Annotated in this window: 23 protein-coding genes; 19 read left to right on the forward strand and 4 right to left on the reverse strand. The window is 60.2% G+C overall.

Features of this window, described 5'->3' with window-relative positions; translation table 11 throughout:
- Positions 1 to 2: 2 nt before the first annotated feature.
- Positions 3 to 1,112: a DUF362 domain-containing protein gene (locus GX444_07625; protein NLH48458.1), complete on the reverse strand. Its 1,110-nt coding sequence runs from the start codon at positions 1,110 to 1,112 to the stop codon at positions 3 to 5.
- A gap of 138 nt (positions 1,113 to 1,250) precedes the next feature.
- Here GX444_07625 and GX444_07630 point away from each other — a divergent pair, with 138 nt between their 5' ends.
- Complete coding sequence (locus GX444_07630; protein ID NLH48459.1) at positions 1,251 to 2,555, forward strand: hypothetical protein; 1,305 nt, start codon at positions 1,251 to 1,253, stop codon at positions 2,553 to 2,555.
- Between the two features lie 9 nt (positions 2,556 to 2,564).
- Here the strand turns inward: GX444_07630 and GX444_07635 are convergent, their stop codons facing one another.
- Positions 2,565 to 3,620, reverse strand: a complete 1,056-nt coding sequence (locus tag GX444_07635; GenBank protein NLH48460.1) for a carotenoid biosynthesis protein — start codon at positions 3,618 to 3,620, stop codon at positions 2,565 to 2,567.
- Between the two features lie 214 nt (positions 3,621 to 3,834).
- Between GX444_07635 and GX444_07640 the strand changes: the two genes are divergently transcribed.
- The 15 genes from GX444_07640 (at position 3,835) to GX444_07710 (ending at position 19,802) form a co-directional block, all read left to right on the forward strand.
- A complete protein-coding gene (locus tag GX444_07640; GenBank protein NLH48461.1) occupies positions 3,835 to 5,838 on the forward strand; it encodes a GAF domain-containing protein in 2,004 nt (667 codons plus the stop codon).
- Between the two features lie 52 nt (positions 5,839 to 5,890).
- Positions 5,891 to 6,988: a response regulator gene (locus tag GX444_07645; GenBank protein ID NLH48462.1), complete on the forward strand. Its 1,098-nt coding sequence runs from the start codon at positions 5,891 to 5,893 to the stop codon at positions 6,986 to 6,988.
- Between the two features lie 128 nt (positions 6,989 to 7,116).
- Entirely contained in the window at positions 7,117 to 7,677 is a 561-nt protein-coding gene (pyrR, locus tag GX444_07650) for a bifunctional pyr operon transcriptional regulator/uracil phosphoribosyltransferase PyrR (GenBank protein NLH48463.1), read from the forward strand.
- A complete protein-coding gene (locus GX444_07655; GenBank protein ID NLH48464.1) occupies positions 7,674 to 8,597 on the forward strand; it encodes an aspartate carbamoyltransferase catalytic subunit in 924 nt (307 codons plus the stop codon). The genes pyrR and GX444_07655 overlap by 4 nt, the downstream gene beginning before the upstream one ends.
- Entirely contained in the window at positions 8,594 to 9,865 is a 1,272-nt protein-coding gene (locus GX444_07660) for a dihydroorotase (GenBank protein ID NLH48465.1), read from the forward strand. Before GX444_07655 ends, GX444_07660 begins: the two co-directional genes overlap by 4 nt.
- 3 nt (positions 9,866 to 9,868) lie before the next feature.
- A complete protein-coding gene (locus tag GX444_07665) occupies positions 9,869 to 10,489 on the forward strand; it encodes a hypothetical protein (GenBank protein NLH48466.1) in 621 nt (206 codons plus the stop codon).
- Positions 10,489 to 11,391, forward strand: a complete 903-nt coding sequence (locus GX444_07670; protein NLH48467.1) for a radical SAM protein — start codon at positions 10,489 to 10,491, stop codon at positions 11,389 to 11,391. The genes GX444_07665 and GX444_07670 overlap by 1 nt, the downstream gene beginning before the upstream one ends.
- A complete protein-coding gene (locus GX444_07675; protein ID NLH48468.1) occupies positions 11,384 to 12,121 on the forward strand; it encodes a hypothetical protein in 738 nt (245 codons plus the stop codon). Before GX444_07670 ends, GX444_07675 begins: the two co-directional genes overlap by 8 nt.
- 31 nt (positions 12,122 to 12,152) lie before the next feature.
- A complete protein-coding gene (locus tag GX444_07680) occupies positions 12,153 to 14,258 on the forward strand; it encodes an ATP-dependent DNA helicase RecG (GenBank protein ID NLH48469.1) in 2,106 nt (701 codons plus the stop codon).
- The gene (lipA, locus tag GX444_07685; GenBank protein NLH48470.1) at positions 14,255 to 15,154 is read left to right on the forward strand and encodes a lipoyl synthase; all 900 of its coding nucleotides are present in this window, start codon (positions 14,255 to 14,257) and stop codon (positions 15,152 to 15,154) included. The genes GX444_07680 and lipA overlap by 4 nt, the downstream gene beginning before the upstream one ends.
- A 23-nt stretch (positions 15,155 to 15,177) precedes the next feature.
- On the forward strand, positions 15,178 to 15,390 hold the full coding sequence (locus GX444_07690) for a hypothetical protein (protein ID NLH48471.1): 213 nt from the start codon (positions 15,178 to 15,180) through the stop codon (positions 15,388 to 15,390).
- 48 nt (positions 15,391 to 15,438) lie between these two features.
- On the forward strand, positions 15,439 to 16,326 hold the full coding sequence (locus GX444_07695; GenBank protein ID NLH48472.1) for an LD-carboxypeptidase: 888 nt from the start codon (positions 15,439 to 15,441) through the stop codon (positions 16,324 to 16,326).
- Complete coding sequence (locus GX444_07700; protein NLH48473.1) at positions 16,320 to 17,405, forward strand: beta-lactamase family protein; 1,086 nt, start codon at positions 16,320 to 16,322, stop codon at positions 17,403 to 17,405. The genes GX444_07695 and GX444_07700 overlap by 7 nt, the downstream gene beginning before the upstream one ends.
- On the forward strand, positions 17,392 to 18,825 hold the full coding sequence (locus GX444_07705) for a UDP-N-acetylmuramate--L-alanine ligase (protein NLH48474.1): 1,434 nt from the start codon (positions 17,392 to 17,394) through the stop codon (positions 18,823 to 18,825). Before GX444_07700 ends, GX444_07705 begins: the two co-directional genes overlap by 14 nt.
- Positions 18,822 to 19,802 (forward strand): hypothetical protein, encoded by a 981-nt coding sequence (locus tag GX444_07710; GenBank protein NLH48475.1) that lies wholly within the window; start codon positions 18,822 to 18,824, stop codon positions 19,800 to 19,802. The genes GX444_07705 and GX444_07710 overlap by 4 nt, the downstream gene beginning before the upstream one ends.
- A 12-nt stretch (positions 19,803 to 19,814) precedes the next feature.
- Here GX444_07710 and GX444_07715 read toward each other — a convergent pair whose 3' ends face one another.
- Positions 19,815 to 20,963, reverse strand: a complete 1,149-nt coding sequence (locus tag GX444_07715) for a hypothetical protein (GenBank protein NLH48476.1) — start codon at positions 20,961 to 20,963, stop codon at positions 19,815 to 19,817.
- Between GX444_07715 and GX444_07720 the strand changes: the two genes are divergently transcribed.
- From GX444_07720 to GX444_07730, 3 genes are all read left to right on the forward strand, one after another.
- Complete coding sequence (locus GX444_07720; GenBank protein ID NLH48477.1) at positions 20,958 to 21,212, forward strand: hypothetical protein; 255 nt, start codon at positions 20,958 to 20,960, stop codon at positions 21,210 to 21,212. The two genes, GX444_07715 and GX444_07720, sit on opposite strands and share 6 nt — an antisense overlap.
- A gap of 194 nt (positions 21,213 to 21,406) precedes the next feature.
- The gene (locus tag GX444_07725; GenBank protein NLH48478.1) at positions 21,407 to 22,471 is read left to right on the forward strand and encodes an FAD:protein FMN transferase; all 1,065 of its coding nucleotides are present in this window, start codon (positions 21,407 to 21,409) and stop codon (positions 22,469 to 22,471) included.
- Positions 22,452 to 23,312: a hypothetical protein gene (locus GX444_07730; GenBank protein ID NLH48479.1), complete on the forward strand. Its 861-nt coding sequence runs from the start codon at positions 22,452 to 22,454 to the stop codon at positions 23,310 to 23,312. Before GX444_07725 ends, GX444_07730 begins: the two co-directional genes overlap by 20 nt.
- Before the next feature lie 106 nt (positions 23,313 to 23,418).
- On the opposite strand, the gene GX444_07735 is transcribed toward GX444_07730, so the two are convergent.
- Positions 23,419 to 24,630, reverse strand: coding sequence for a PQQ-binding-like beta-propeller repeat protein (locus GX444_07735; GenBank protein NLH48480.1), 1,212 nt, complete (start codon positions 24,628 to 24,630; stop codon positions 23,419 to 23,421).
- Positions 24,631 to 24,633: the final 3 nt, after the last annotated feature.

Here is a 24,633-nt window from a genome sequence, read left to right on the forward strand (position 1 = left end):
TCTCAGCCGATCGGCACGAGCGCGTAGGCGCGAGTCCCGATGCCGATTTTTTCCGCATGTTCCAACTGACACAAATACGGCACCTTGGGATAAATATCCCGAATTTTGTCATCGCCCGCGGCGAAGGCATTTGTCAACCGCGTCTGCCGGTTGCCGGGCGCCTGTTGAATCGCGTCCAGACACGCCTGATCGAGCGCGACCGGGTCGGTAGAGGCGAAAATGCCCTGATCGGGCACGATCGGCGCGTCGTTCATGCCGTAACAATCGCAGGCCGGGCTGACCTGGGTGACGAAATTGACGAAAAAGCAACGGCCGTCCTTGCCGGCCATGGCGCCGGCGGCGTATTCGGCCATCAGTTCTCCGAGGCGATTGAGCCCCTGATTCCATTCGATTTCAATGGCGTCGGCCGGGCAAACGCCGAGACATTCCGCGCAGCCGGTGCATTTTTCCTCGTCGATTGCCGCTTTTTTTTCAACCAACGAAATCGCCCCGAAGGTGCAGGCGCGCACACAAATGCCGTCGCCCAGGCAAGCATCCCGATTGACGTGAGGCGATACCGAACTGTGCATTTGCAGCTTGCCGTCACGGCTGGCCGCCCCCATGCCGATGTTTTTGATCGCGCCGCCGAATCCCGTCGCTTCGTGCAGTTTAAAGTGCGAAACCGCGACCAGCGCGTCGGCGCGGGCGATCGCCTCGGCAATCGACACCGAACGGCGGTGAATCCCCTCGATCGGCACCGTTTCGCCCGCCTGGGCGCGCAAGCCGTCGGCGATGATGACCGGCGCGCCGAGCGTAATGGCGGTGAAGCCGTGCGCCGTGGCGGTCTCCAGGTGTTTGATCGCATTGGATCGCGAGCCCCGATAAAGCGTGTTGGCATCGGTGACGAAGGGGCGGGCGCCGGTTTTCAAAATCGACTGCACCACTTCGCGGACGAAAACCGGCGGCACGAACGAGGTGTTGCCGTGTTCGCCGAAATGGACCTTCACCGCGACCAGTTGTTCGGGCGAGAGGCGGGCGGCCAATTCCATTTTATCCAGCAATTGCCCGACCTTCTGCAGCAGATTGCGGCGCAGTGAAGCCCGCAGCGAGGCGAAATAAACGGGTGACGGCATTGGCGGATCCTCCCCTCGATCAAACGGTGATTCCACCCCATGCGGTGGAAAATATAATCATGGTTGTTTACCGGCGTCCGCAGCTTTGTTAAGCTGCCCCCAATTCGACACTGCGGAAACAAGTTAAGGATTATCGACATGCGCCGTCATTTTGCAATCGCCGGTATCTGCCTGCTGCTCACCCTGGGCCTGACCGTAACCGCCGCCTTCGCGGAAGGGAAAACGATGACCCGCACCGAGGACTCGGTGATCGTGCGCGGCGATCGGCTGTCGGGTGCCCAGGGGTGGCCGATCGCCCTGACCAGGCTTTACCGGCTCGACGGCGAGAAGGCGACGCCGGTCCCGTTTCAGATCGACGAGCGGTTGCCGAACAACGAATACGCCTTGCCTTTCGGTCGGAATAAAAGCGCCGACGACGGCAAGATCGACGGCAATGACGAATTGGTGTTCATGATCAAGGACGCCGGTGATCGCGGCGCGCGCGCTTTGCTGCCGGACGGCGCCGACCAGGTCGTGGAAATCACGCTGACCGATCCGGTGAACGGCGGCAAGGCCTGGCTGTATCTGCTGCGCTTTCCGAACAATCCGCCGCCGGTAAGCCCGATCGATTACGTGCAGTACGACAACACCAGGACCGTCATCGATACGGTTCGTTTCCGTATGGGGTTCCATCCGAAAGCCCCGCTCTCCATTGGCGAACTGGTCTTAAAACCGGAAGGCGGCGGCCGCGGTCAGGATTTGGTGGATCGCCTGAAAATCCGCTTTACCGCCAAGGTGATGGGCGTCGATTTGATTCGCAACGAGGAGGATTTCGTCTCCGACACCATCGGCTGGATCGACGGACCGGTGCGGATCGTCCGCCGGACGATCAACCAGGTCAAAATATGGAAATTGAAATCGCCCAAGGCCTACACCGACAACGTGTATTTTCTCAACTCCTTTGAATTCCCGACCTTTATCGAAATGCCGTTCCGCACGGATCTGCTGATTTCCGAACCTCGCTTCCGGGTATCCACCGACGGGTTGTGCGTTGCCGCCGGCCGCGTCTTCTCCAACAGCAACAACCCGGCCGGCGTCAAGGTCGACGGCGTGATGAGCGAGGCCGAGAACAAGTTGAATCCCGCCCCTTATACCTGGTCGCTGGTGACCGATCCGTCGGGCAAGGGCGCCTGGATGAATCGCCTGCTTTACGACGCCGCCAGCACGAAGGTGCGCCCAATGCTGTATTACCGCGACGACATGAAGCATCCCGACGGTCCGGAGGACGAGGCCGGCGAATGCGGCGATCTGGGTTATACGCTGGAAAACATGGGGACGATCAAGAGCGAAAAGCTCTATTTGAAGTCGATCCTCTACAACATTCCCGATTACCAGCCGGCGCGCATCCAGGAATTCATGAACATTCTGGATCGGCCGATCAAGGTTGCCGCGCAGCCGCTGTGAACAAGCGGATCAGTACGGGTAGATCTTGTTGAAAAAGGCGTCGAGAATCTGCAGGGACGGATAGCCCGTTCCCGCGGCGCCGAACAGGGTCTCGTAGACCACCATCAGGCCGAGCCAGATCGATCCGGCGAAAATGGCGATGCTCGGGGCCAGTAGCAACAACCGCGCGTTGCGCTGCCAGACGGTCAGATCGGCCCGATCGGCATAGGTGAAATAGACGAGCGAAAAAGAGAAAAAGGCGCCGAACCAGGCGGCGTAATTGCAGAAGGGCACGCCGAACCACCAGGCCGGCAGCGACTCGTGCCAGCGCCACCACATATCCGGAAAACTGGCCAAGGGATCGAGCTGGGCATCGGCGGATATCGCCAGGACGGTCGTCACCAGCGCGGTCAGGGCCGGCGAAGCCTTCAAGCGCGCCGAGCGTTCGCGGAAAAATTCGATCATCGTGATGCAGCAGGTGAACACGATGCACCAGCCCACCATCGTCGCCAGCGGGGCGGGCAGCTTATAAACGTAAACCTTGAAGTGCGGCTCGAAGAAATAGCCGAGATAGATGCCCGCATTCTCCAGGGCCATGCCGTAGACAAAAGCCACGCCGAAGAAGGTCACGAAGCGCGCCCAACCCCGGTGGTACAGGGTATGGGTCATGATCATGATCGCCCAGAACAAATTGGACAATTCGAACATCCGGCGAAACGCGGGGCCGGAAATCTCGTGGCGGAAAAACGGGAAGATCGCGTAGAACAGCCAGATGAACAGGGGCACGCCGAAAGCCAGAAGGAGAATCCGGCGGTGCACCTTTTCCTTGTCGAATTGCTGTTTGGTCTCGCGCAGCCGGATCCGGTAGTAGCCGTAGAACCAAAGCGACAACGGCAAAACGAGCAAGGCGAACCAATGACGCGAGATGCCGACATCCACGAACCATTTTTCCGGGGCGTTGGACATCAGGATGTTATGAATGCCCAATCCTTCCAGAAAAAGGAACCAGATGGGGAGTTTGTCCCAGATTTCATTCACGATCGCGCGGCGGGTTAATAAATTTTGGGTGATGTCGCGTTGTTCCACGGGCCCCTCGTGGTAAAGTGAATAGTCGGGGTAATTTATCGGCCGCCGATTTAACGGTCAAGTGGAGGCGATGCCCCTAACAGGCCGGCGGGAGGCATGGCCCGCTCTGGACGAATCGAGCCATCCGCGTATGCTATAACGTTGTTCGGGGAAAGTAGATGAGCGATTAAAAATTATCGCGATTCCCGGTGACTATTCCAAACAGGATGACCAGGTGAAACCGGAAGTATCAGCCGCTTTATTCATGCCTCTAGTCGAGCAATGCAAAGAAAGCGACGTGTCCTTGGAGCGCTGGAATTCCTCGGCCTCGAAGGAAGAAAGCCTGCCACTGGAAAAGCGCTGGTGGATCGACGAAGTCACGTTCCGCGAGTTGATCGCCGTCCTGGGCAATCTGAACATCGAAAAATTGAAAGCGGTCGGAGCGCGATTCCTCAAGGACGAGTCGAACGGCTTGGGCGATCTGTTGTTTCCGTTCGTCGATGATCCGCACCACCTGCTCGACGCCCTGGCCGAACAGATCAACTACAACGCCCGCACGTTGCGCCTGACCTTGCATCCCGGCGAAAAAAACTCCTTCACCGCCACCCTGGTTTCCACGCTCAAGCGCCCGGCGCCGCCGGTGCTGGGCTGGTGGCTGGAAGGGATTCTGCGCGCCGCGCAGGAGCTGATTCAGCCCTTCGACTTCAAACGGCAGGACGTGACCAACGGCCATGCCGACGAACTGATCGCCTCGATGAAAAAGGCGGAAGCCGAGACCAACGCCTGCGCCTATCAGATTTCGTGGAAGAAAACGTTTTTCTCTCGAACGCCGAAATCGACCGACCGTCTGGAGCACGCCCGCGAAAGCATGAATCGCGCGCGCAAGGCGATCGTCTATCACCGGCAACAACTGGCGCAGACCCAGTTGCGCCTGGCGAGCGAAGAGGCCTTGTTGCACGGCATCGTCTCGCTGTCGGAGGCGACCAAGACGGTCAAGACCTATCGCGAACTGATCCACCTCACAGCCAACCGCATCTGCACCGACCTGGGGTTTGACCGCTGCCAGATCTATCTGGCGCGCGAAGGGCAGTTGGAAATCGTCTCGGTGATCGACCCGCTGGACATGAACTGGGCGCAGACGATCTTCGCGACCGTGCAGGCCAATCCGATTCCGCTCGACGACCGCACCGAGGAAAGCCGCTCGTTCCAAAGCGGCAAGTACGTGATCGTCAACAACCCGTGGAACAACATTTTCGTGCCGCAGGTGCAGCAGGAGGCCTGGAAATCGAAGGGTTACCTGATCGTGCCCATCCGCGGCGCCGACCGGATCATCGGCCTGGTGCTGGCCGACCATTACTACAAGCGGCTGCCGATCGAACCCGACGATGTCGATAAACTCCAGGCGGTCGCCAACATCAGCGGTATGGCGATCGAAAAGCTGCGCCTGATCGACAAACTGGAAACCAAGGTCACCGAGCGCACCGGCGAATTGGAGCGGGCGAACAAGAAACTGATGGTGCTTTACGAAAAAGCGCGCGAAACCGACCGCATCAAGAGTGATTTTCTGGCCAACATGAGCCACGAACTGCGGACGCCGCTCAATTCGATCATCGGTTTTTCAAAGATCATCCTGCGCGGCATCGACGGCCCGTTGACCGACCGGCAGCAGACCGACATCTCGGCGATTCTCAACAGCGGCACGCACCTGCTGAGTCTGATCAACGACATTCTCGATCTGTCCAAGATCGAATCGGGCCGCATGGAACTGCAAATGGCCGATTTCTCCCTGCAGGGCATGCTGCACGAGGTGGAGACCAGCGCGCGCATCCTGCTCAAGGACAAGCCGATCGAGTTGGTCATCAACATCGATCCCGCGCTCGATGTCGTGTTCGGCGACCGGATGCGGTTGCATCAGGTCATGCTCAACCTGGTCAGCAATGCCTCCAAGTTCACCGAAAAAGGCCAGATCACCATCACCTCCAAACGCGGCAGCGACAGCTTCTACATCGCCGTTTCCGACACCGGGATGGGCATCCCGGCCGATAAGATCAACCTGGTTTTCGAACGCTTTCGCCAACTCGATTCGAGTTCCAGTCGCGTCAAGGGCGGCAGCGGTCTTGGATTGACGATCAGCAAGAAGTTTGTTGAGATGCACGGCGGTAGGATTTGGGTGACGAGCACCGAAGGCGTGGGATCGACGTTCCACATCTCGATTCCGTACAAGGTTCCTACGGTGTAATCCTCCCGTGGCCGCACGGCATGCCGGGAGAGGCAAGGAAGCGGATCGGTAAATGAAAAGCATCCTCTACATTGAAGACAACCTGGAAAACAAGCTGCTTATCCGCCGCCTGTTGCGCGCGGCCGGCTATCAGGTTTACGAAGCCGACGATGGTCTCGAAGGCATCGAGATGGCGACGCGCCACAAGCCCGATCTGATCATCATGGACATTAACCTGCCCGGGATGGACGGCTACGAAGCCACGACCAAAATCAAGGCGATTCCCGGTGTGTCGCAAGTGCCGATCGTGGCCCTGACCGCCTATGCGATGAAGGGCGACCGGGAAAAAAGCCTGGCGGCCGGCTGCGACGGCTACCTGCAAAAACCGATCGACCCCGACACCTTCGTCGCAACCATCGAGCAATACCTCTACGGCCATCGCGAGACGATCCTCCCCGACCAGCAACTTCATTATTTGAAGGAATACAGCCAACACCTGGTTTCGCGGCTGGAAGAGAAAATCCGCGAATTGCAAAAGAAAAACGAGGAGCTGGAATCCAAAACCCGCCAGATGGAAGAAACCTACATCGGCATCATCGCTTCCCTGACGCGGGCCATCGAACAGAAGCACCCGTCGACCGCCGGCCATTCCGAACGAGTCACTCGTTACGCGCTGGCCATCGGCGACGCGATCGGCTTGTCCAAGCGCGATTTGAAAGTGCTGCGCCGAGCGGCGATTCTGCACGACGTCGGCAAAATCGTGATCGAACTTTCCGCCATCGATAAACCCGGCGAACTGGCCGAGGAAGAATGGCTGATGGTCCGGCGCCACCCGGAAATCGGCGCCAAAATTCTGGAACCGCTAAGTTTTTTGTATCGTGAAATCGAAATCATTCGCAATCACCACGAGCGCCCGGACGGCAAGGGTTACCCGCGCGGATTGACCGGCGAGGAATTGGACGTGCTGACCGGCATTCTGACGGTTGCCGATGCGTTCGACGCCATGACCAGCACCCGCGCTTACAAAACGGCGATGAGCATCGAGGAATCCATCACCCACCTGGAAGAAAGCCGCAACACGCAGTTCATCCCGGAAGTGGTGGACACCTTCGTGAAATTGCTTCGTTCAGGCGAATTGGACGTCATCTTGCAGACCAAGCGTCAAATGTAAATAAAGTGAATTAATCAACATCTTGATCGTTCGTCCATGATTGACACCATCGGTGGCGCAATGGTAGATTTGCGCCGCTCGAAAACGGATCGCTCTTCACCAAAAACCCAGGATAGAAGCGCATGACTATCGTTCATCGACGCCGAATCATGAATGCCGAACGGGTCGACCGGACCATCCGCCGCATCGCGGCCGAGGTGATCGAGGATTGCCCCGATTTGAAACAGTTGGCCTTGATCGGTATTCGGACAGGCGGGGTCAACCTGACCTTGCGCCTGGCCGATTTTCTGAAAGCCACCGAGAACATCGACGTCCCCATCGGGATGCTGGATATCACCTTGTACCGCGACGATCTGGACGGCCGGACACCGCTCTTGAAAAAGACGGAAATCGAATTCGACATCGACGACAAATGGATCGTGCTGGTCGACGACGTGCTGTTCACCGGCCGCACGTTCCGCGCCGCGCTGGACGCCCTGATGGATTACGGGCGCCCGTCCTGCATCCGCGCGGCGGTGCTGATCGACCGGCGCGCCCACCGCGAGTTGCCGATCCAACCGGACTACTACGGGCAAATTCTAGATACGGCCCGCGAGGAAAAAGTCGAGGTGAGCATCGCCGCCGGGCGCGGCCGCACCGACAAGGTCGCCGTACTGACCGAAGTCGATTCCGAGGAGGGCCAGGAATGAAGCTCAACCGCAAGGACATCCTGGGGTTGAAGGATTTGTCGGTTGCGGAAATCAACTTGATCCTCAACACCGCCGATTCCTTCCGCGAGTTCGTCGCTCGCCGGGTGAAAAAGGCGCCGGCCCTGCAAGGGCGCACGGTCGTCAACCTGTTTTACGAAAAATCCACCCGCACCCGCACGAGCTTCGAAATCGCCGCCAAACGGCTCTCGGCCGACGTGGTGAATTTCACCGCTTCCGAAAGTTCGGTGGGCAAGGGCGAGACCTTTCTCGATACGGTCCGCAACATCGACGCGATGCATCCCGACGTGATCGTCATCCGGCACGGTTGCGCGGGCGCGCCGCACATGCTGGCCAAGATGATCGAGCCGGGGGTGATCAACGCGGGCGACGGCGCGCACGAGCATCCCAGCCAGGCGCTGTTGGACATGCTGATGATCCGCGACGAGAAAAAGGGCTTCGACGGCCTGCGCGTGGCGATCATCGGCGACATTTCCCACAGCCGGGTGGCGCGCTCCAACATTTACGGGCTGACGCGGATGGGCGCCGAGGTGCGCATCGCCGGCCCGGCCACGATGATGCCGGTCGGCATCGAGAAGCTGGGCGTGCAGGTGTTTTCCAATCCCGACGAGGCGATCCGCGGGGTCGACGTCATCATGATGCTGCGCATTCAGCTCGAACGACAGAACCGGCCGTTGTTTTCCAGCACCCGCGAATACAGCCGGTATTTCGGCCTCAACGAAAAGCGGCTCAAACTGGCCAAGAAGGACGCGATCATCATGCATCCCGGCCCAATGAACCGCGGCGTGGAAATCGACTCCGAAACCGCCGACGGCGCTCGGTCGCGCATTCTCAACCAGGTGACCAACGGGGTCGCGGTGCGCATGGCCCTCTTGTATCTCGTGACCGGAGGTGGCAATTGAAAACGCTCATCCACGGCGGACGGGTCATCGATCCGTCGCAGAACATCGATGCGCCGTTCGACGTCCTGATCCAGGCCGGTAAGATCGTCGAGCTGACGGCGCCGGGTAAATTCAAAGGCCAGGCCAAAAAGCTCGACGCGGCCGGTTGCGTGGTGGCGCCGGGGTTCGTCGACCTGCACACGCACCTGCGCGAACCGGGCTTCGAAGGCCGCGAGACCATCTTCACCGGGTCGCGGGCCGCGGTGGCCGGCGGCTTCACCAGCATCTGCTGCATGGCCAACACCGATCCGGTCAACGACAATTACACGATCACCGGCTTCATTCTCGGCCAGGCGCGGCAGGCGCTGTGCAAGGTCTACCCGGTCGGCGCGTCCACGATCGGCCTGAAGGGCGAGGCCATCGCCAGCCTGCTCCAGATGAAGGAATCCGGCGTCATCGCCTACAGCAACGACGGCGTGCCGATCCGCAACAGCGAATTGCAGCGCCGCATCTTCGAACTGGCGCGCCAGGCGGGCATGGTCGTGCTCAGCCATGCCGAGGACCCCGACATGATCGCCGACGGCCTGATGCACGAAGGCCCGACCAGCACCGAGAACGGCTTGCCGGGCATTCCCGACGCCGCCGAGGAAATCGCGGTAGCGCGCGACATCCTGCTGGCCAAATTGACCCGCTGCCGCCTGCACATCTGCCACCTGTCCACCGCCGGCGCCCTCGATCTGGTGCGCTGGGCGAAACAGAAGAAGATCCCCGTGACCTGCGAGGTGACGCCGCACCACTTCACCCTGATCGACGAGGACGTCCGCGAATACGACACCAACTGCAAGATGTCGCCGCCGCTGCGTTCGCGCGCCGACCGGGCGGCCTTGATCAAAGGCCTGGCCGACGGCGCGGTCGACGCGATCGCCACCGACCACGCGCCGCACGGCCGCATCCATAAGCAGATCGAATTCGACAAGGCGGCCAACGGCATCATCGGCCTGGAAACGGCGCTGGGCCTGACCCTGCGGCTCGTCCACCAGAAAAAACTGACGCTGCGCCGCGCGATTGAACTGTTGTCGACCTCGCCGGCCGCGATCGTCGGCCTGCCGGCCGGCTCGCTGGCGCCCGGGCGCCCCGCGGACGTCACCGTGTTCAATCCGGACGAGGAATTCGATTACACGGCGGCCCGGGTGCAGTCGAAATCGCGGAACACGCCCTTTCTCGGCTGGCGACTGCCGGGCGTCATTCGTTACACCATTGTCGATGGCAAGATCGCCTATCAGGGATAACCCATGTCCGTGGAACTGTATTTGGATGAATTGCAACGCTACGCCGACGAAAACTTCCACGTCGATCTGCTGGCCGCCCGCGTCGAATATTTCGCCGGCATGGGCAGCATCAACGAGGACGACGAGCTTTTCGAGGCGCATCTGGACCGTTTTCTCGACTGGTTTTTGTTCGAACGGGTTTTGCCGCACGGCCGGCAGACCCCGCTCGCGGCTTTCATCCAGGCGCAACAAGACCGGCTACCGGCGGAAAACCTGCGCCTGTACGAAGGATTTTTAAAGAACGTGCACAGCCTGTTCAGCGTGCAAAAAATCGACAAAACCGGCGTGCATTTGCGCGACCTGGCCGATAAAATAAAATACTTCGTCGTCGAGGAAGTGCCCAACGCCTTTACCAAGGGGCAGGTTTTCGAAGCGCGCTTGCTGCCGCTCGGCGACGAATGGTACTTCAGTAAGGGTTACATCTTTCACCCGTTGTCGGCCGCCAAGGCGATTGAAAAAAAGGTCAAGCACCTGGATCCGCGCGATCGGGACGCTTATCGCACCTTCATTCGCGAACTGGCCTTGCGCCGCCTGAAGGCCGATCGCTACAAGCACATCGAGCCCGCGCAGTTCTATCGGTTCTAATGGAAACCTTGCTGCCGGCGGCCCAACATCTGGCGGCGGTGCGGGAACTGCACCGTCTCTTGTCTCCCTGCCGGATTTGCCCGCGCCGATGCGGCGCTGACCGCCTCGCCGGCAAGCGCGGCGCCTGCGGCGCCGAATCGATCGTCGAGCTGGCCTCGGCGACGGTCCATCGCGGCGAGGAGCCGCCGATCAGCGGTGCCGACGGGTCGGGCACGCTGTTCTTCTCACATTGCGTCTTGCGCTGCCTTTATTGCCAGAACTGGCCGATCAGCCAGCAAGGCGTCGGCCGGCGGTTGAGCATCGAGGAAGTCGCTGAGCGCATGCTCGCCCTGCAAAAAAGCGGCGTGCACAACATCAACCTGGTCAATCCCACGCACTATTGGCCGCAAATCGCCGCCGCGGCGTATCTGGCGCGCCGGCGCGGCCTGACCATCCCGCTGCTCGCCAATACGAGCGGCTACGAAAACATCGAGATCCTGGCTTTGCTCGATGGAATCGTGCAAATCTGGCTGCCGGATTTCAAATATATGGACCGCCGGTTGGCCCGGCGCCTGTCCGGCCGCGACGATCTGCCCGCCACGAATTTTCGCGCGGTGCGGTATCTGTGCCGGAAATACGGACCGCTACGGATCGCCGACAACGGCCTGGCCGACGGCGGGGTGTTGATCCGCCACCTCGTCTTGCCGGGCCAGGTCGCGCAGAGCCGGCGGGTGCTGCGCGTGCTGACGCGTCGCCTCGGCCGGCGAATCCCGGTCAGCTTGATGACCCAATACTTTCCGGCGTATAAAGCGCATGATGATTCCGCGTTATGCCGGCCGTTGAACCGAACCGAAAAACGGCGCGTCTGGCGGGCCGCCCGGCGGTTCGGTATCCGGCAAGGCTGGAGGCAACAAGATGGATGAGATCAGGCAGACAGTGGAGCAGCTCCGCGCCACGGTGACCTCGCACCTGGAAAACAAGAACGGCGATGCCCGCTTTTCCGACGTCGGCGCCTTCGTGCGCGAACAGGTGGTCCGCCTGTTGAAACGCAAGGATTTGCGCATCGGCTTCGAAGTGATTTTGAACGACTTGCGCAACGTCTTCACCGGCTTTGAAACGTTCGATCACGAGTATCAACGGCAATTCCTGGAAGACGCGATGCGCCTGATCGAACAAGTGGAAGTGATGATCGCGGCCGACAAGGTGCTCAACAGCGAGCGCCTGACGCTGCCCAGCCCGCCGCCGACGACGATCGATCTGGTGAAAAACAAAATCGACAAATACGTGCAAATCGCGCGCGAACAGAAAGAACGGTTGCACAAAGACCAGCAAATGCGGCGGATTTCGCGCCGCCATCCACGTCCGGTGACCAAGCCGGTCATTTCCGACACCGACGACGTGGTCGACGAGGCCCGCATGGATCTGGTGTTCGCCGACTCCAAACTCGTCGAACCGCCGCGCCGCCAGGATCAGCGCAACCGCGGCTACCGCCGGCCGCACGAACAACAACCGCAACCAAACGCCAATCCACCCAAAGCCGCCGGCGGCAACCCCGGTAGCGGCGGTGGCAGCGGCAGCGGCAGCGGTGGCGGCGAGCCCCGACCGGCCGGCGATAAACCGCGACGCCGCAACCGTCGGCCGCGCCGGAAGTAATCATTCGCCGCCGCCAGCGACGGATGAGTCCATGACCGTGACCGTCCCTTATCATTGCCGCTATCTCGAACCGATCGGCGTCTTGCCGGGCGTCGGCCCGAAAATCGCCTCGCTTTTCGAACGCAAGGGCATCCGCACCGTCGCGGATCTGCTCTATACCCTGCCGGCCCGCTACGACGACCGGCGGCTCGTTTCGCCCATTGCGGCGCTTGAGCCCGGCCGGCCGGCCACGGTACGCGGGACGCTGATCCAGGTTCGGTCGACGGGTGGACGCGGACGGTTGCGCCGCACCGTCGCGGAACTGGCCGATGACAGCGGGACCATCGCCGTCGTCTGGTTCGGCTTCGCCGGGCAGCGTTTCGCGAAGGGCGATCGCGTTCAGCTCAGCGGCCCGGTGGACAGCTATCAGGACAAGCTGCAACTGCAAAATCCTGACGGCGATATCTATGCCGACGACTTGCCGCCGCCGGCGACCATCGTGCCGCTTTACAGCGAACTGGAGGGAATCGGCCAGCGGACCTGGCGGAAATTGCAGCGCGTGGCCGGCGAACGGTTCGCCGGCGACTGGATCGGCGGCGTGCCGGCGCCGCTGCGCGAACGGTCCGGGCTGCTGACCGTCGGCGCGGCGCTGGGCTTTCTGCATCAACCGCCGGCCGATCTGCCGGGCGACGTCGAAAAGTTGTTGACCCCGGATTCGCCGCCATTGCGCAGCCTAATCTGGGAGGAATGGTTCGTCTTTCAACTGGCGATGCAGTTGCGGCGCCGCCTGTTCGCCCGCGCGACGGGCATCGCGTTCCATTGCGAGTCGTCGCGGCTGGACGCGTTGCTCGCGTCTCTGCCGTTTTCGTTGACCGCCGATCAGGCGAATACCTGGCGGGAAATTCTGGCCGATTTGCAAAGCGACCGGCCGATGCATCGCCTGCTGCATGGTGAAGTCGGCTCGGGAAAAACGATCCTGGCGGTCCTGGCCGCGTTCGTGGCCGCGCAAAGCGGTTATCAGACCGCGATCCTGGCGCCCACCGAAATCCTCGCCGAGCAGCATTGGGAGCGGTTTTCGCGGATTCTGGAGCCGCTCGGCGTCTCCTGCGTGCTCTTGATCGGCACCGAGGCGCCGCCGAAAAAGCGCCGCCTCAAGGATCTGGTGCGGTTAGGCAGCGCGCAAGTGGTAATCGGCACGCATGCGTTGCTGAGCGGTGACGTCGAATTTCCCCGGCTCGGACTGGCGGTGATCGACGAGCAGCACAAATTCGGGGTCGAACAACGCGCCAAACTGGTGAGCAAGGGCGTCCGGCCGGATGTGCTGGTCCTCAGCGCCACGCCGATCCCGCGTTCGCTGGCGCTGACGATGTGCGGCGATCTGGATATTTCCGTCTTGCGCGAAAAGCCGGGCGGCGAGGGAAAGGTGACCACCCACCTGATGACGCGCGCGGACCGTGTGTCGATGTATCGGGAGGTCGCCGACCGGCTGCGGCAAGGTCGGCGCGGGTATATCGTCGCGCCGCGTTTGGCCGCCGCGACGGAAGGGCAGAGCGACGCGGTGCAGTTGCACGCCGAATTGAAAAACGGCCCGCTGGCCGAATTCCGATTGGAAGTGCTGCACGGCAAGGTTATGCCCGAGGCGCGCCGCCGGATCATCGCGGCCTTGGCGGCGGGCGAACTGGACGCGATCGTCGCCACGACCGTCGTCGAGGTCGGCTTGGATATCCCGAACGCCGGGTTGCTGGTGGTGGAGAACGCCGAACGGTTCGGGTTGAGTCAATTGCATCAGATGCGCGGCCGGATCGGTCGGGACGGCGCCGAAGCCCTCTGCCTGCTCTCGTACGACGAAGCAAGCGGCGAAAAATCACTGGAGCGCCTGCGCCTGCTGGCCTCCTGTCACGATGGTTTTGCGATCGCCGAAGCCGACTTGAAATTGCGCGGTCCCGGCGAAATGATGGGCGCCCGGCAGAGCGGTCTGCCGCCGCTCCGCTTCGGTAAATGGATCCAGCGTGAGCTGTCGCTGCTGGAAGATATCCACCGGGCCGCCGCCGAGGTTCTGGCCGCCGATCCGGCTCTCGCGGATCCGGCGCATCACTGGGCGAAAATGGTCGCCTTGCAGCGCTGGGGAGCCTGGCTGGGTGAAGGAGGATACGGATGAGTTCGCGCCTGCCGCCCTGGCTGCGCCGCACCAAACAGGATTTGGCCCGTCTGCACGAAATGAAACGCAAGCTGCGCGGGCAGGGGCTCCACACCGTCTGCGAGGAGGCGCGCTGCCCTAATATCGGCGAGTGCTTCGGTCGCACCACCGCGACGTTTCTGATCATGGGGCCGGTCTGTTCGCGACACTGCGGCTTCTGCAATGTCGCCGCCGGCCATCCGGCGCCCCTCGATCCCGAGGAGCCCTACCATGTCGCGCAAGCCGCCAAGGATCTCGGGTTGCGCCACGTGGTGATCACCAGCGTCACCCGTGACGATCTGCCGCTGGGCGGCGCCGGGCATTTCGTCGAAACGATCCTGGCGGTCCGGGAGACGTTGCCGGCGGCGACCATCGAAGTGCTGACCCCCGACTTCCAGGCCGACGAGACGGCGCTCGTGGCCATCGCCCAGGCGCCGATCCAGGTTTTCAACCACAACGTGGAGACGGTGGCGCGCCTGTACCCGACGGCGCGGCCGCAAGCCGATTACCGGCGCAGCCTCTTTGTTCTCAAATGCCTGGCGGCCCTGCGGCCGGACATCCTGGTGAAAAGCGGCTTCATGCTGGGCCTCGGCGAAACCGACGCGGAAGTGGTGGAACTGCTGGCCGATCTGCGGGCGCACCGCGTGAATGCGCTGACGATCGGTCAATATCTGCGGCCTCGGCTGGCGAATTTGCCGGTCGAACGCTACGTTCCGCCGGAGGAATTCGCCGCCTGGGAAGACCGTGCGAAAAACGCCGGTTTTGCGCACGTCGCCGCCGGTCCGCTGGTGCGCTCGTCCTATCAGGCGGATCGTTTTCTCGCCGACGAAACCCGACCGCTTGCTTTGCGTTCCGAATCCGATATACAAAATGATTGAAACCCAAGCGAGGAGGGGTTCTGATGGGTTTTTATAATCTCGAAGAGATCATCGCCGCCCACAAAAAAGGTCAATTGGAAGCGAAATTGGTCGATTACGACTTGAACGATCTCGCCTTTCTGATTCACGAGATGATCGGCTTCGCGAAAAAGCAGAATCGGCAAAAGGATCTGGTTTCGTTGATCAACACCCTTGAGAATATTATGGACGAACGGCAAAGAACCCAAAAAGATTAAGTGCCTTCGCTTCAGCCACCAGTTTTTTCAACCATCCGACCGCCGCGTTTGCGCCCCGGCGACCGCATCGGTGTTTTTGCGCCGGCCGGTCCGTTCGCCGACGAGCAACTGCGGCGCGGCGTTTCGTTCTGGCAAAAGCGCGGTTATCGCGTGCACGGCCTGGAAAATTTGCAGGAACCGACGGCCTATCTGGCCGCCCCGGACGCGCAGCGCGCCGGCACTTTCAATCGCTTACTCGCCGACCGTGAGATCCGCGCCCTCGTCGCCGCGCGCGGCGGTTACGGCACCTTGCGGATCCTGGACGAGCTCGATCTGGAACCGCTGGCCGCCGAACCTAGAATCATCATCGGTTTTTCCGACCTGACCATCTTGCATCTCGAGTTGTGGCGCCGCTTCCATTTGGTTTCCTTCAGCGGCCCGATGATCGCCGGTTCGCAAATCGATCGGTTGACCGCGGACGAACAGGAGCATTTCTGGCAAACCCTGGAAAGCGATGTGCCGCCGCCCCCGGTCGCGGGAGAGGCGACACGGGTTGTCTTGGCCGGCGAGGCCGAGGGACCGCTGCTCGGCGGCAATCTGACGATTCTGGCGCATGCCGCGCTGGCCGGACGATTGCCCTCGCTAGCCGGCGCCGTTCTATTGCTGGAAGACGTCAACGAGCCGCCCTATCGCATCGACCGGTATCTGACCGCGTTACGGCTGGGCGGCCATTTGAGCGGCATCCTTGGCGTCGCCGGCGGCGATTTCGGCCCGGCCGTCGATCCGACGCTGCTCGATACGATTCTGCTCGACCGGCTCGGCGATCTGGGCGTGCCGATCATCGCCGGCCTGCCGATCGGCCATGGTGAAAAGAATCGCCTGGTGCCGATCGGCGCCCGCGTTCGCCTGAACACCTCGCCGCCGGAAGTGCATTTTCTTGAAGGCGGCGTATGCTGACTCACGCCGCGGCCATGCTGGAAGAGGCGACTCGGGAACGTCGCGTTCCCGGTGCGGTGTTGCGGGTCGAATGGCAGGGTGAACTGCGGCACGAATCGGCCCATGGCGTCACCCGGTACGACCAGCCCGCTCCGGTTGTGCCGTCGACCTGGTTCGATCTGGCCAGCTTGACGAAAATTCTGGCGACGGTTCCCGCGGTCATGCTGGCCGTTCAGTCGGGATTGATCGAACTCGACGCGCCGCTCGGCGAATACCTGCCGGAAGTTCACGCCGCGTTTGCCGCGCAGCCGTTCCGGCGCTTCCTGAACCATTCGAGCGGCGCCGCCGCCTGGAAGCCGTTCTTTCGCCGGGTCCCTCCCGCGATGCTCAATTCACCGGAAGGAAAACGGCTGATTCTCCGTGAAATTCTGGTCGAACAACCGGAGTCTGTTCCCGGAACGCGACAGGTTTACAGCGATATCGGCATGGCGATGGTGGGAGAGGCGTTGGCCCGCACGCTGGCGAAGCCGCTCGATGAATGGGTCGAAAGGGAAATATTTCGTCCGCTGGGGGCGGACGAACTCGCCTATTTGCAACGCCGGCCGCGCGCGGTGCCTTCGCTGGCCGCCACGGAAGATTGCCCCTGGCGTGGTCGCGTTTTAGCCGGCGAGGTGCACGATGAAAACACCTGGGCGGCCGGCGGCGCGCTCGGGCAATCGGGTCTGTTCGGCACGGCGCGCGGCGCCGGCGTCGTGCTCCAGGAGATTCAAGCGGCTTTGGCGGGGCAGGGAAGATTGTTCAAACCGGAGGTCGTCGCCCGGTTCATGCAAAAGCCGGCGGACCGGGAGGAAGATTCGTTCCGCCTGGGATTCGACTCGCCCAGCCGGCGCGGATCGAGTACCGGCCGGCATTTCGGCCCGCGGACCTTCGGCCACCTGGGCTTCACCGGCGTCAGCGCCTGGGCCGATCCCGATCGCCGGCTGCTCGTGGTATTATTGACCAATCGCGTTCACCCGACCCGGCAAAACGAAACGATCAAACAACTGCGTCCATTGGTGCACGACGCGGTGATCGAGGAACTGGAAAATGATCCCCGTTGAAATTTCCACGGTCAGGCATATTCACCTGGTTGCCGTTTGCGGCGTCGGCATGGGCACCCTGGCCGGAATGCTGAAAGAAAAGGGCTACCGGGTGACGGGCAGCGACCAGGCGATCTATCCGCCGATGAGCGAAAAACTGGCCGCCTGGGGCATCCCGGTCTTGGAGGGTTACAAACCGGAACACCTCGAACCGCGTCCCGATCTGGTGGTGATCGGCAATGCGATCAGCAAAGGAAATCCGGAAGGCGACGCGGTGTTGGAACGTGGCATTCCTTACGTCTCGATGGCCGAGGCACTGCGGCTTTTCTTCTTCGACGGAAAAATCCTGTCGGCCGTTTGCGGGACGCACGGCAAAACGACCTCGACGGCGCTTTTATCCTGGGTGCTGGAAAACGCCGGTTTTGATCCCACTTATCTGGTTGGCGGCGTCCTGGAAAACACCGGGCGCGGCTATCGCGTCGGCGGCGGTTCGCTGGCCGTCGTGGAGGGCGACGAATACGACACGGCCTGGTTCGACAAGGTGCCCAAGTTCGTCCGCTACCGGCCCGATCTGGCGGTGCTGGGCAACATCGAATTCGATCACGCCGACATTTACGCCGATCTGGCGGCCGTCATCGACGCCTTCCGCCAATTGGTCGTCAATCTTCCTCCGGATGGTTTGCTGGTCGCCGGCATCGACAACCCGCGGGTGCGCGACTTGTTGCCGTTGGCGCCTTGCGCCGCGCGCACGTTCGGTTTGTGCGACGACGCCGATCTCACCGGGCGAATTCTTGACCTGCGACCCGCCGGCATGTCTTTCGAGGTGTTTGCGGACGGAAAAAGCCGCGGGGTTTATCGATCGACGATCGTCGGCGAGTACAACCTCCTCAATATCCTTGGCGTGATCGGACTGGCCGATCGGCTGGGCATCGGCGATGAAGCCTTGCGCGCCGGGCTGGCCTCGTTTACCGGCGTCAAACGCCGCCAACAGGTGTTGGGCGAGGCGGCCGGCGTATTGGTGATCGACGATTTCGCCCACCATCCGACCGCCGTGCGCGTCACCCTGGAAAGCTTGCGCGCGATCCGGCCGAATCGACGATTGGTGACGATTTTCGAGCCGCGCACCAATACCTCGCGGCGGGCGTTTTTCCAACAGGAATACGCCGCCTCTTTCGGCGCGGCCGACGTGGTGATTCTCTGCGAGGTCCAAGCCCTCACCAAAGGAATTCCGGGCGACAAGCTCGACGTGGAACGGTTGGTCGCCGATTTACGAATCCAAGGCAAAGAGGCCTGGCGAGCTTCCGATTACCCGGCGGTGTTGGATTTGTTGCAAAAATGCCTGTCGCCGGGCGATCAAGCGGTTTTTCTTTCCAATGGCGGTTTTGGCGATCTCCCTCGTAAAACCTTGGCGTTTTTGCAAGAAAAGGATGCGCCGGCGTGACCCAGGTCCTGGCGAATATTTACAACCCCGAACCGGTGCTGGTGGCCTCCGCCACGCTCGACGGCATCGCCGGCGCGGCGATCTGGGCCTCGCGGCTCCCGGGACTGCAATCCTGGCTCTTCGCACCGGAAGGCTTAGGGCGCCTCGTTTTTTCCTCGCCGGCGTTGATGACGAACCTGCGTTTCAACGCGCTGCACGTGTTCAATCTGCCCTTGGTGGACGAGGACTTGCCGGTGGTGGAAACCGTTCTGAAGCGCTCCGGCCTGACCGAAAAGGTCTGGCTCGACCACCATTACCAAAGCCGCGAACAGCAAGCTTTGCTGTTGCGCAACGGCGTCCGGTTGGTCAACGAACCGCGACACCATTTGTCGTCGCGGCTGCTCCTCGAATACCTGGACAAACCCGAACCCTGGATGCGGGAGCTGGTCGAGGCGGTGGAGCAGGGGCCGGCGACGGCCGGCGAACCTTGGTTGAGCTGGCTGCTGGTTTTTTTAGCCGTCGCCGGTGAACCGTTCGGCATCCGCCAGGCCATCTCGCCCTTGGCCGAGCGGCGTTTCGAGGCGTTCGATCCGGCTTTAAAAAAAATCGGCCTGGACCAATGGCGGCAAATCCGGGAAATGGCCGGCGGCGCGCTGCATGAAGTCCCGCTCACGGGTCATCGACTGGTGGTGGTCGGCCTGCCGCATTCGCGGCAACAGGATTACCAATTGCTGGTGCGGACGATTTTCCGCGAAAAGGAGGCGCAACTGGCCCTGGTCTTTTTCGATCAGGCGCCGCGCATGATTCTCGCGGTCAACCCGCCGAATCGGGACGAATTCGATTTGCTGGCGTGCGGCGAGGCTTTGGAGCAGGGGGGCTTTCACACCTGGCATTACGACCGGCTGACCTTGTTTGCGCAGCACGATGAATTGAAGACTTTGGCGGCCATCGAAAAAACCCTGACTGTTCTGCAAGCCTGGGCTTCGTTCAACAATTAATCCGGGCGTTGCTCACCAGATCGCCAGGTCCACGATCCCGCACCCGTCGCACTCGTAGGTGTCCTTCAATGCGTAGGAATCGAGGCCGTAGAGGAAGATGGTCCCTTCATCATTGGCTACCCAGACTTCGCGGCGCGAAACATTCATTTCCATGGTGGTGACAGCGGAGCCGCTCGGTAGAATCAACGGATTGCCGAGCCCGCGAATCCAATCCGATTCTTCGGTCCCGTACACGTACAAACGCGGCTGATCGGCATCGCCAAGCCAAACTGCACGGTGATTGCCGCTGGCCATGGCATTGACCGCCGTGGCCAAAGTCGCGCTTTGCAAATTCCCGCCAATCTCGTCCCAAAAATCGAGCGTGGTCGGACCGGAGGAATTATCCGAGCCGCCGAGCGTAACCAGGATCTCGTTGTTTTGATCGTCGAATGCCCGGTCGATCTTTTTGGGATTGGTTATACTCACCGGGACCATCAGTTGCAGGGCATTGGTATTGTTGTCGAAAAAGTAAAGGGCAGCCGAATCGGCCAACCGCGAACGGTCGGCGCCGTTATCTGTCAGCACCACCAGATATTGATGTTTCAACTCAATCAGCGATACGGGATGGGCATTATCGCGCAGCAGAATGACCCCGACTAGATCGCTGAAGTAGGGTGTATTGGTGTTTTGCTGGAAAAGAGTCAAATCGCTGGTTTCCGGTTCCGCGAGATAGACGATTTGATTGTAGGAATTGCAGATCGCTTGGAGGCCGCGATGATTGTCATACAACTCGAGTGAATCAATGAAATAGGGGTTCTCAATATCAAGTGATACGTACTCGATGGCTCCGGTCGGTTGATTGTCGACCGCCACTGCGGCGAAAGTATAGTTTTCGATGACCATACCCAGCGTCGAACCGGCGGTCAGGCCGATGATGTATTCTGGACGGATTTTCTTTTTGGCAATATCAATTTGAACGAGATTCCCGTTGGCTTGATCCAAAGCAAACACGTCCCCGGTCACCCATAGATCGGCGGTAGCGGTCAACTCCATGTCGTTTGAGTTGACCCATTGGGCCTTGATGGTTGCTTTGCCGTTGGCGATGGTTGTCGCCAAGCCGGATTCATCAATCGTCGCGACCGTCTCGTTCAGACTTTTCCAATTCGGATAGACGCCTTGCACTTCATCTCCATTCGGATTCCATCCGCGAGCGCCGAATTGCACACCATAGCCGGCGGGCTCGGCGCAAAATCCTGGGTTGACTTCCAGTCGCGACAAATCGCCTTCATACGGCGGATACGTGGAGTCGTCATCGTTGTCGTCGTTGTCGTCGTTATCGTCATTATCATCGTCATCATCGTCGAGAGGCGCGTTATCGTTGTCGTCATCATCTTCCGTCGTGCCGTTGGAGTCGCCGCCGCGGTTGTCTAACGTCGAGTCGCTGCCGGTGCCGCAGGACAGCAGAAGACAACCGACGCAAATGAGTAAAAGGATGAAAAAATACTTTCTCATGGTAGGAGCCTCCCTCGTTGAATTATAAACGGATGAGGAATCATTGGTAAAGCCTTGACGATTGCCCCGACTCCCCGTTTACTAGTCGGCACAATTCGTGGAAAAGGAAAGCCATGGTTCGCCGCGATCGGTGGCAAAAATTACTGCTCGTGCTCCTCGTGACGGGCGGACTATTGTCTTGTTCGCCGCCAACCGCGCCGTCAGCCACAGTCACGCCAAACGAAACCATCTCTGAACAGCGCGAACTCCTGGGAACCTACGTGCAAATCCAAGTCGCCGGCTTGCCGGAAACATCGGCCCGCGAAGCGATCGCCGCCGGTTTTCAGGCGATCGAACAGTTGCAGGCGGACGCCCATCCGGAATTGCCGAGCAGCGATATCTTTCGGCTCAACCAAAATGCCGGCCAAGCTCCGGTAAAAATCCATGAGGATATTTTCGACATCATCTCCCTCGCCAGGGAGATCTCCGAACATTCGCAGGGCGCTTTCGACGTTACCTTCGTCGGGATCGGACGTCTTTACAATCTGCGCCATCCGGAAAACTTTCGCATTCCAAATGACGAGGAACTGCGGCAGGCCTTGCAAAGAGTCGACTACCGGCAACTGCAACTCGACCCGGCGAATCACACCGCCTATTTGACGCGGACTGACATGGCGGTGGATTTGGGCGGCATTGCCAAAGGCTGGTCCACCGACAGCGCCATGGCCGCGTTGAAGGCGAGGGGCGTTAAAAACGCCATTGTGAACGCCGGCGGCGATATGATGGTCAGCGGCTCGAAAAACGGCGAACCCTGGCGGATCGGGATTCAACATCCCCGGCGCGGCCGTGACGATTATTTTGCCGTGATCAAAGCAAGCGGCGACCTGGCGATCGTGACCTCCGGGGATTACGAACGGTATGTGATGCACGACGGCGTTCGCTATCATCACATCATGGATCCGCACACGGGACGACCGGCGTCCTTATCACAGAGCGTGACGATTATTGCCCCGAACGGGGTTTTGGCCGATGGCCTGGCGACGGCGGTTTTCGTCCTCGGGCCGGAAGCCGGTTTGGCCATGTTGGCGCAATATTATCCGCAATGCGACGCGCTGATCATCGACCGCGATGGAAAACGGCACGATTCGCCGAATCTGACCAAGAGGCACACCGTAATCAATGTTGCAGAAAAACACTAAAAACGTTCTATATTTCATTGCCGCGGCAATTATTGCGCTTATTATTTTGAGCATACTGAACGTTCGGCGCCCGATGAGCTTGTCGCGCCTGCAAACCGCGGTTTCGCAAATCAACGAATTCGATCGGGCCTTGCAAGCGCAACCGCCGGATTGGACCGCGATGAAGAAAATGTATCGCGGGCCGCTCGAATCGCTGGTCAAGGAAACCAAGCGTTTCGTTCAAAAAGCGGACTTGCATGGGAAAATCGCCGATTCCATCGCGGAAGGGAAAAAAGGCTACGTGGACGATGTCCAATCGATCATTCTGCGCCGCACGTTGCTTCGGGTTTGCCTGTATCACATCGAAGCGCTGCTGACGCCGAAAGATCCACAGGAAACGGCGCTGACCATGTCGGAACGAATTGCGCATATCGAGGCACTGCTGGGGCCGGTCGAGGCGTTTGCGCGTGAACTGGGTCAGGAAACCGGTGTGGCTTACCAAACGATTCTGCAGGCGCGTTGGGCGGCCTGGAAGGCGAATCCATCGGCAACCGCGACGCAGGATTTCATCGCTGCCGTTGACGGCCTGATGGCTGACGTGGTTCTTCATCGACTGGCGCAATGGCGGACCTTGCAGACTACCGACAAGGAACAACGGCGACGGGCAGTGGTGATACAAGCGGAGATGAGACAGTTGTTCCATGTTTTTTATACGCGGCTATATGACCGGATACACCAGCAAGCCTGGGAAGCATTGACGGAACTGACCAACGAACCGAATAAAATGAATGCCGATCAGATCGAAAAGGTGATTCGTGATAATCTCGCCGAACAATTGAAAATCGCTCGCGGCGAGAAATAAAGCGCCCATCCTACTCAAATAGACAATGCGCATAAGATATATTATGTAATATTGCCATTGTAAATCCTTTTTCTATTCTTCACTCTCTTCCGCTGCGGAAATCTGGCTAGTTTTTGTCGTTAAACCGGTAGTTTGGCTTCAAACAATAAAGATTGCCGAAGTTGGTATGGATGAAGATGGAATTGCCGTGTGTGACGATTTCTGTTGTGACGCCGAAGCCGGGCCAATATTCCCATTTTTCCTGACCCACCGCTTGATCCAAGGCGTAAATATAACCGGACGAACTGGCAACCAGAATCAGACCGTTGAACGGCACCGGATTGGTCGGCGCCTTCAACCGTCGCCGTGGGCTTTTGGCGATGGATCGTTTCTGATCGTTCTCACGGAGGTCGTAACTCCAGTACAATTCTCCCGTCCGTTTATTCAGCGCATGCACGAAACCTTGATCGTCGCCCAGGAAAACCCGCTCGCCGGCGACCGCCGCGCTCTGGACGCTCCCCTGCCGGAAGGTCCACTGAATGGAAGCATTCTCCCGCGACAGGCAGTAGAAGGTTCCGCTGTAACTGGCGACGTACAGGTTGGCGCCGTCGAGGATCGGTGTGGCGTCGATATCCAGAAAACGCTCGCCTTTCTCCAGCAGCGTTTTGAAAACCTCGGTGCCGTCAGCCTTGTTATAACCAATGAAATAACCGTCGGCATAGCCGACCAGCAGGCGATCGCCGTCCAGCACCGGGCTGGCGACGCCACGGATAGTGAAATTGACCGGCACTTCGCGCGACTGCATCCATTTCCATTTGCCGTCGGCGGCGCGCAAGGCATAAACGCGCTCATGGGTGGTGCGGACGAAGACCAGATCACCGTCGGTGACAATTCGCCCCATGACCTGCCCCTGGACACGATACACCCATTTGACGAAACCGGTTTGGCGATTCAGACAATAGACGTAGCCGTCCCCGTCGCCGATCACGACCGCGTCGGCGCCCAACAGTGTCGCTCCGGATTCCACCGGTCCATTGGTGTTGAATTTCCAAAGCGTGTCGCCGGTGGACGCGTCGAAGGCGTAAAAGACGTTTTCGGTGTTGCCGAGATAAACGACATTGTCCGCGATGGTTGGCGGCGCGTATTGCATCGGGCGCCAGATGTCCTCGCGGCCCTGTTCCATCAACGTGCGCACCCAGGAGACGCGGAGCGGCAAGCCTTCATCGCCGGGATTATCGGAAAGCGGGATCACACCCCTCGCCTGGCCGGCGCAACCGGCGACCAGGAGAGTCGCGAGCAGAAGCAGAGAAATAAAAACGAAAATACCGGCGCGGCGCATTAC

It is taken from the genome of Myxococcales bacterium (genome assembly GCA_012517325.1).
GTDB lineage: Bacteria > Lernaellota > Lernaellaia > Lernaellales > Lernaellaceae > JAAYVF01.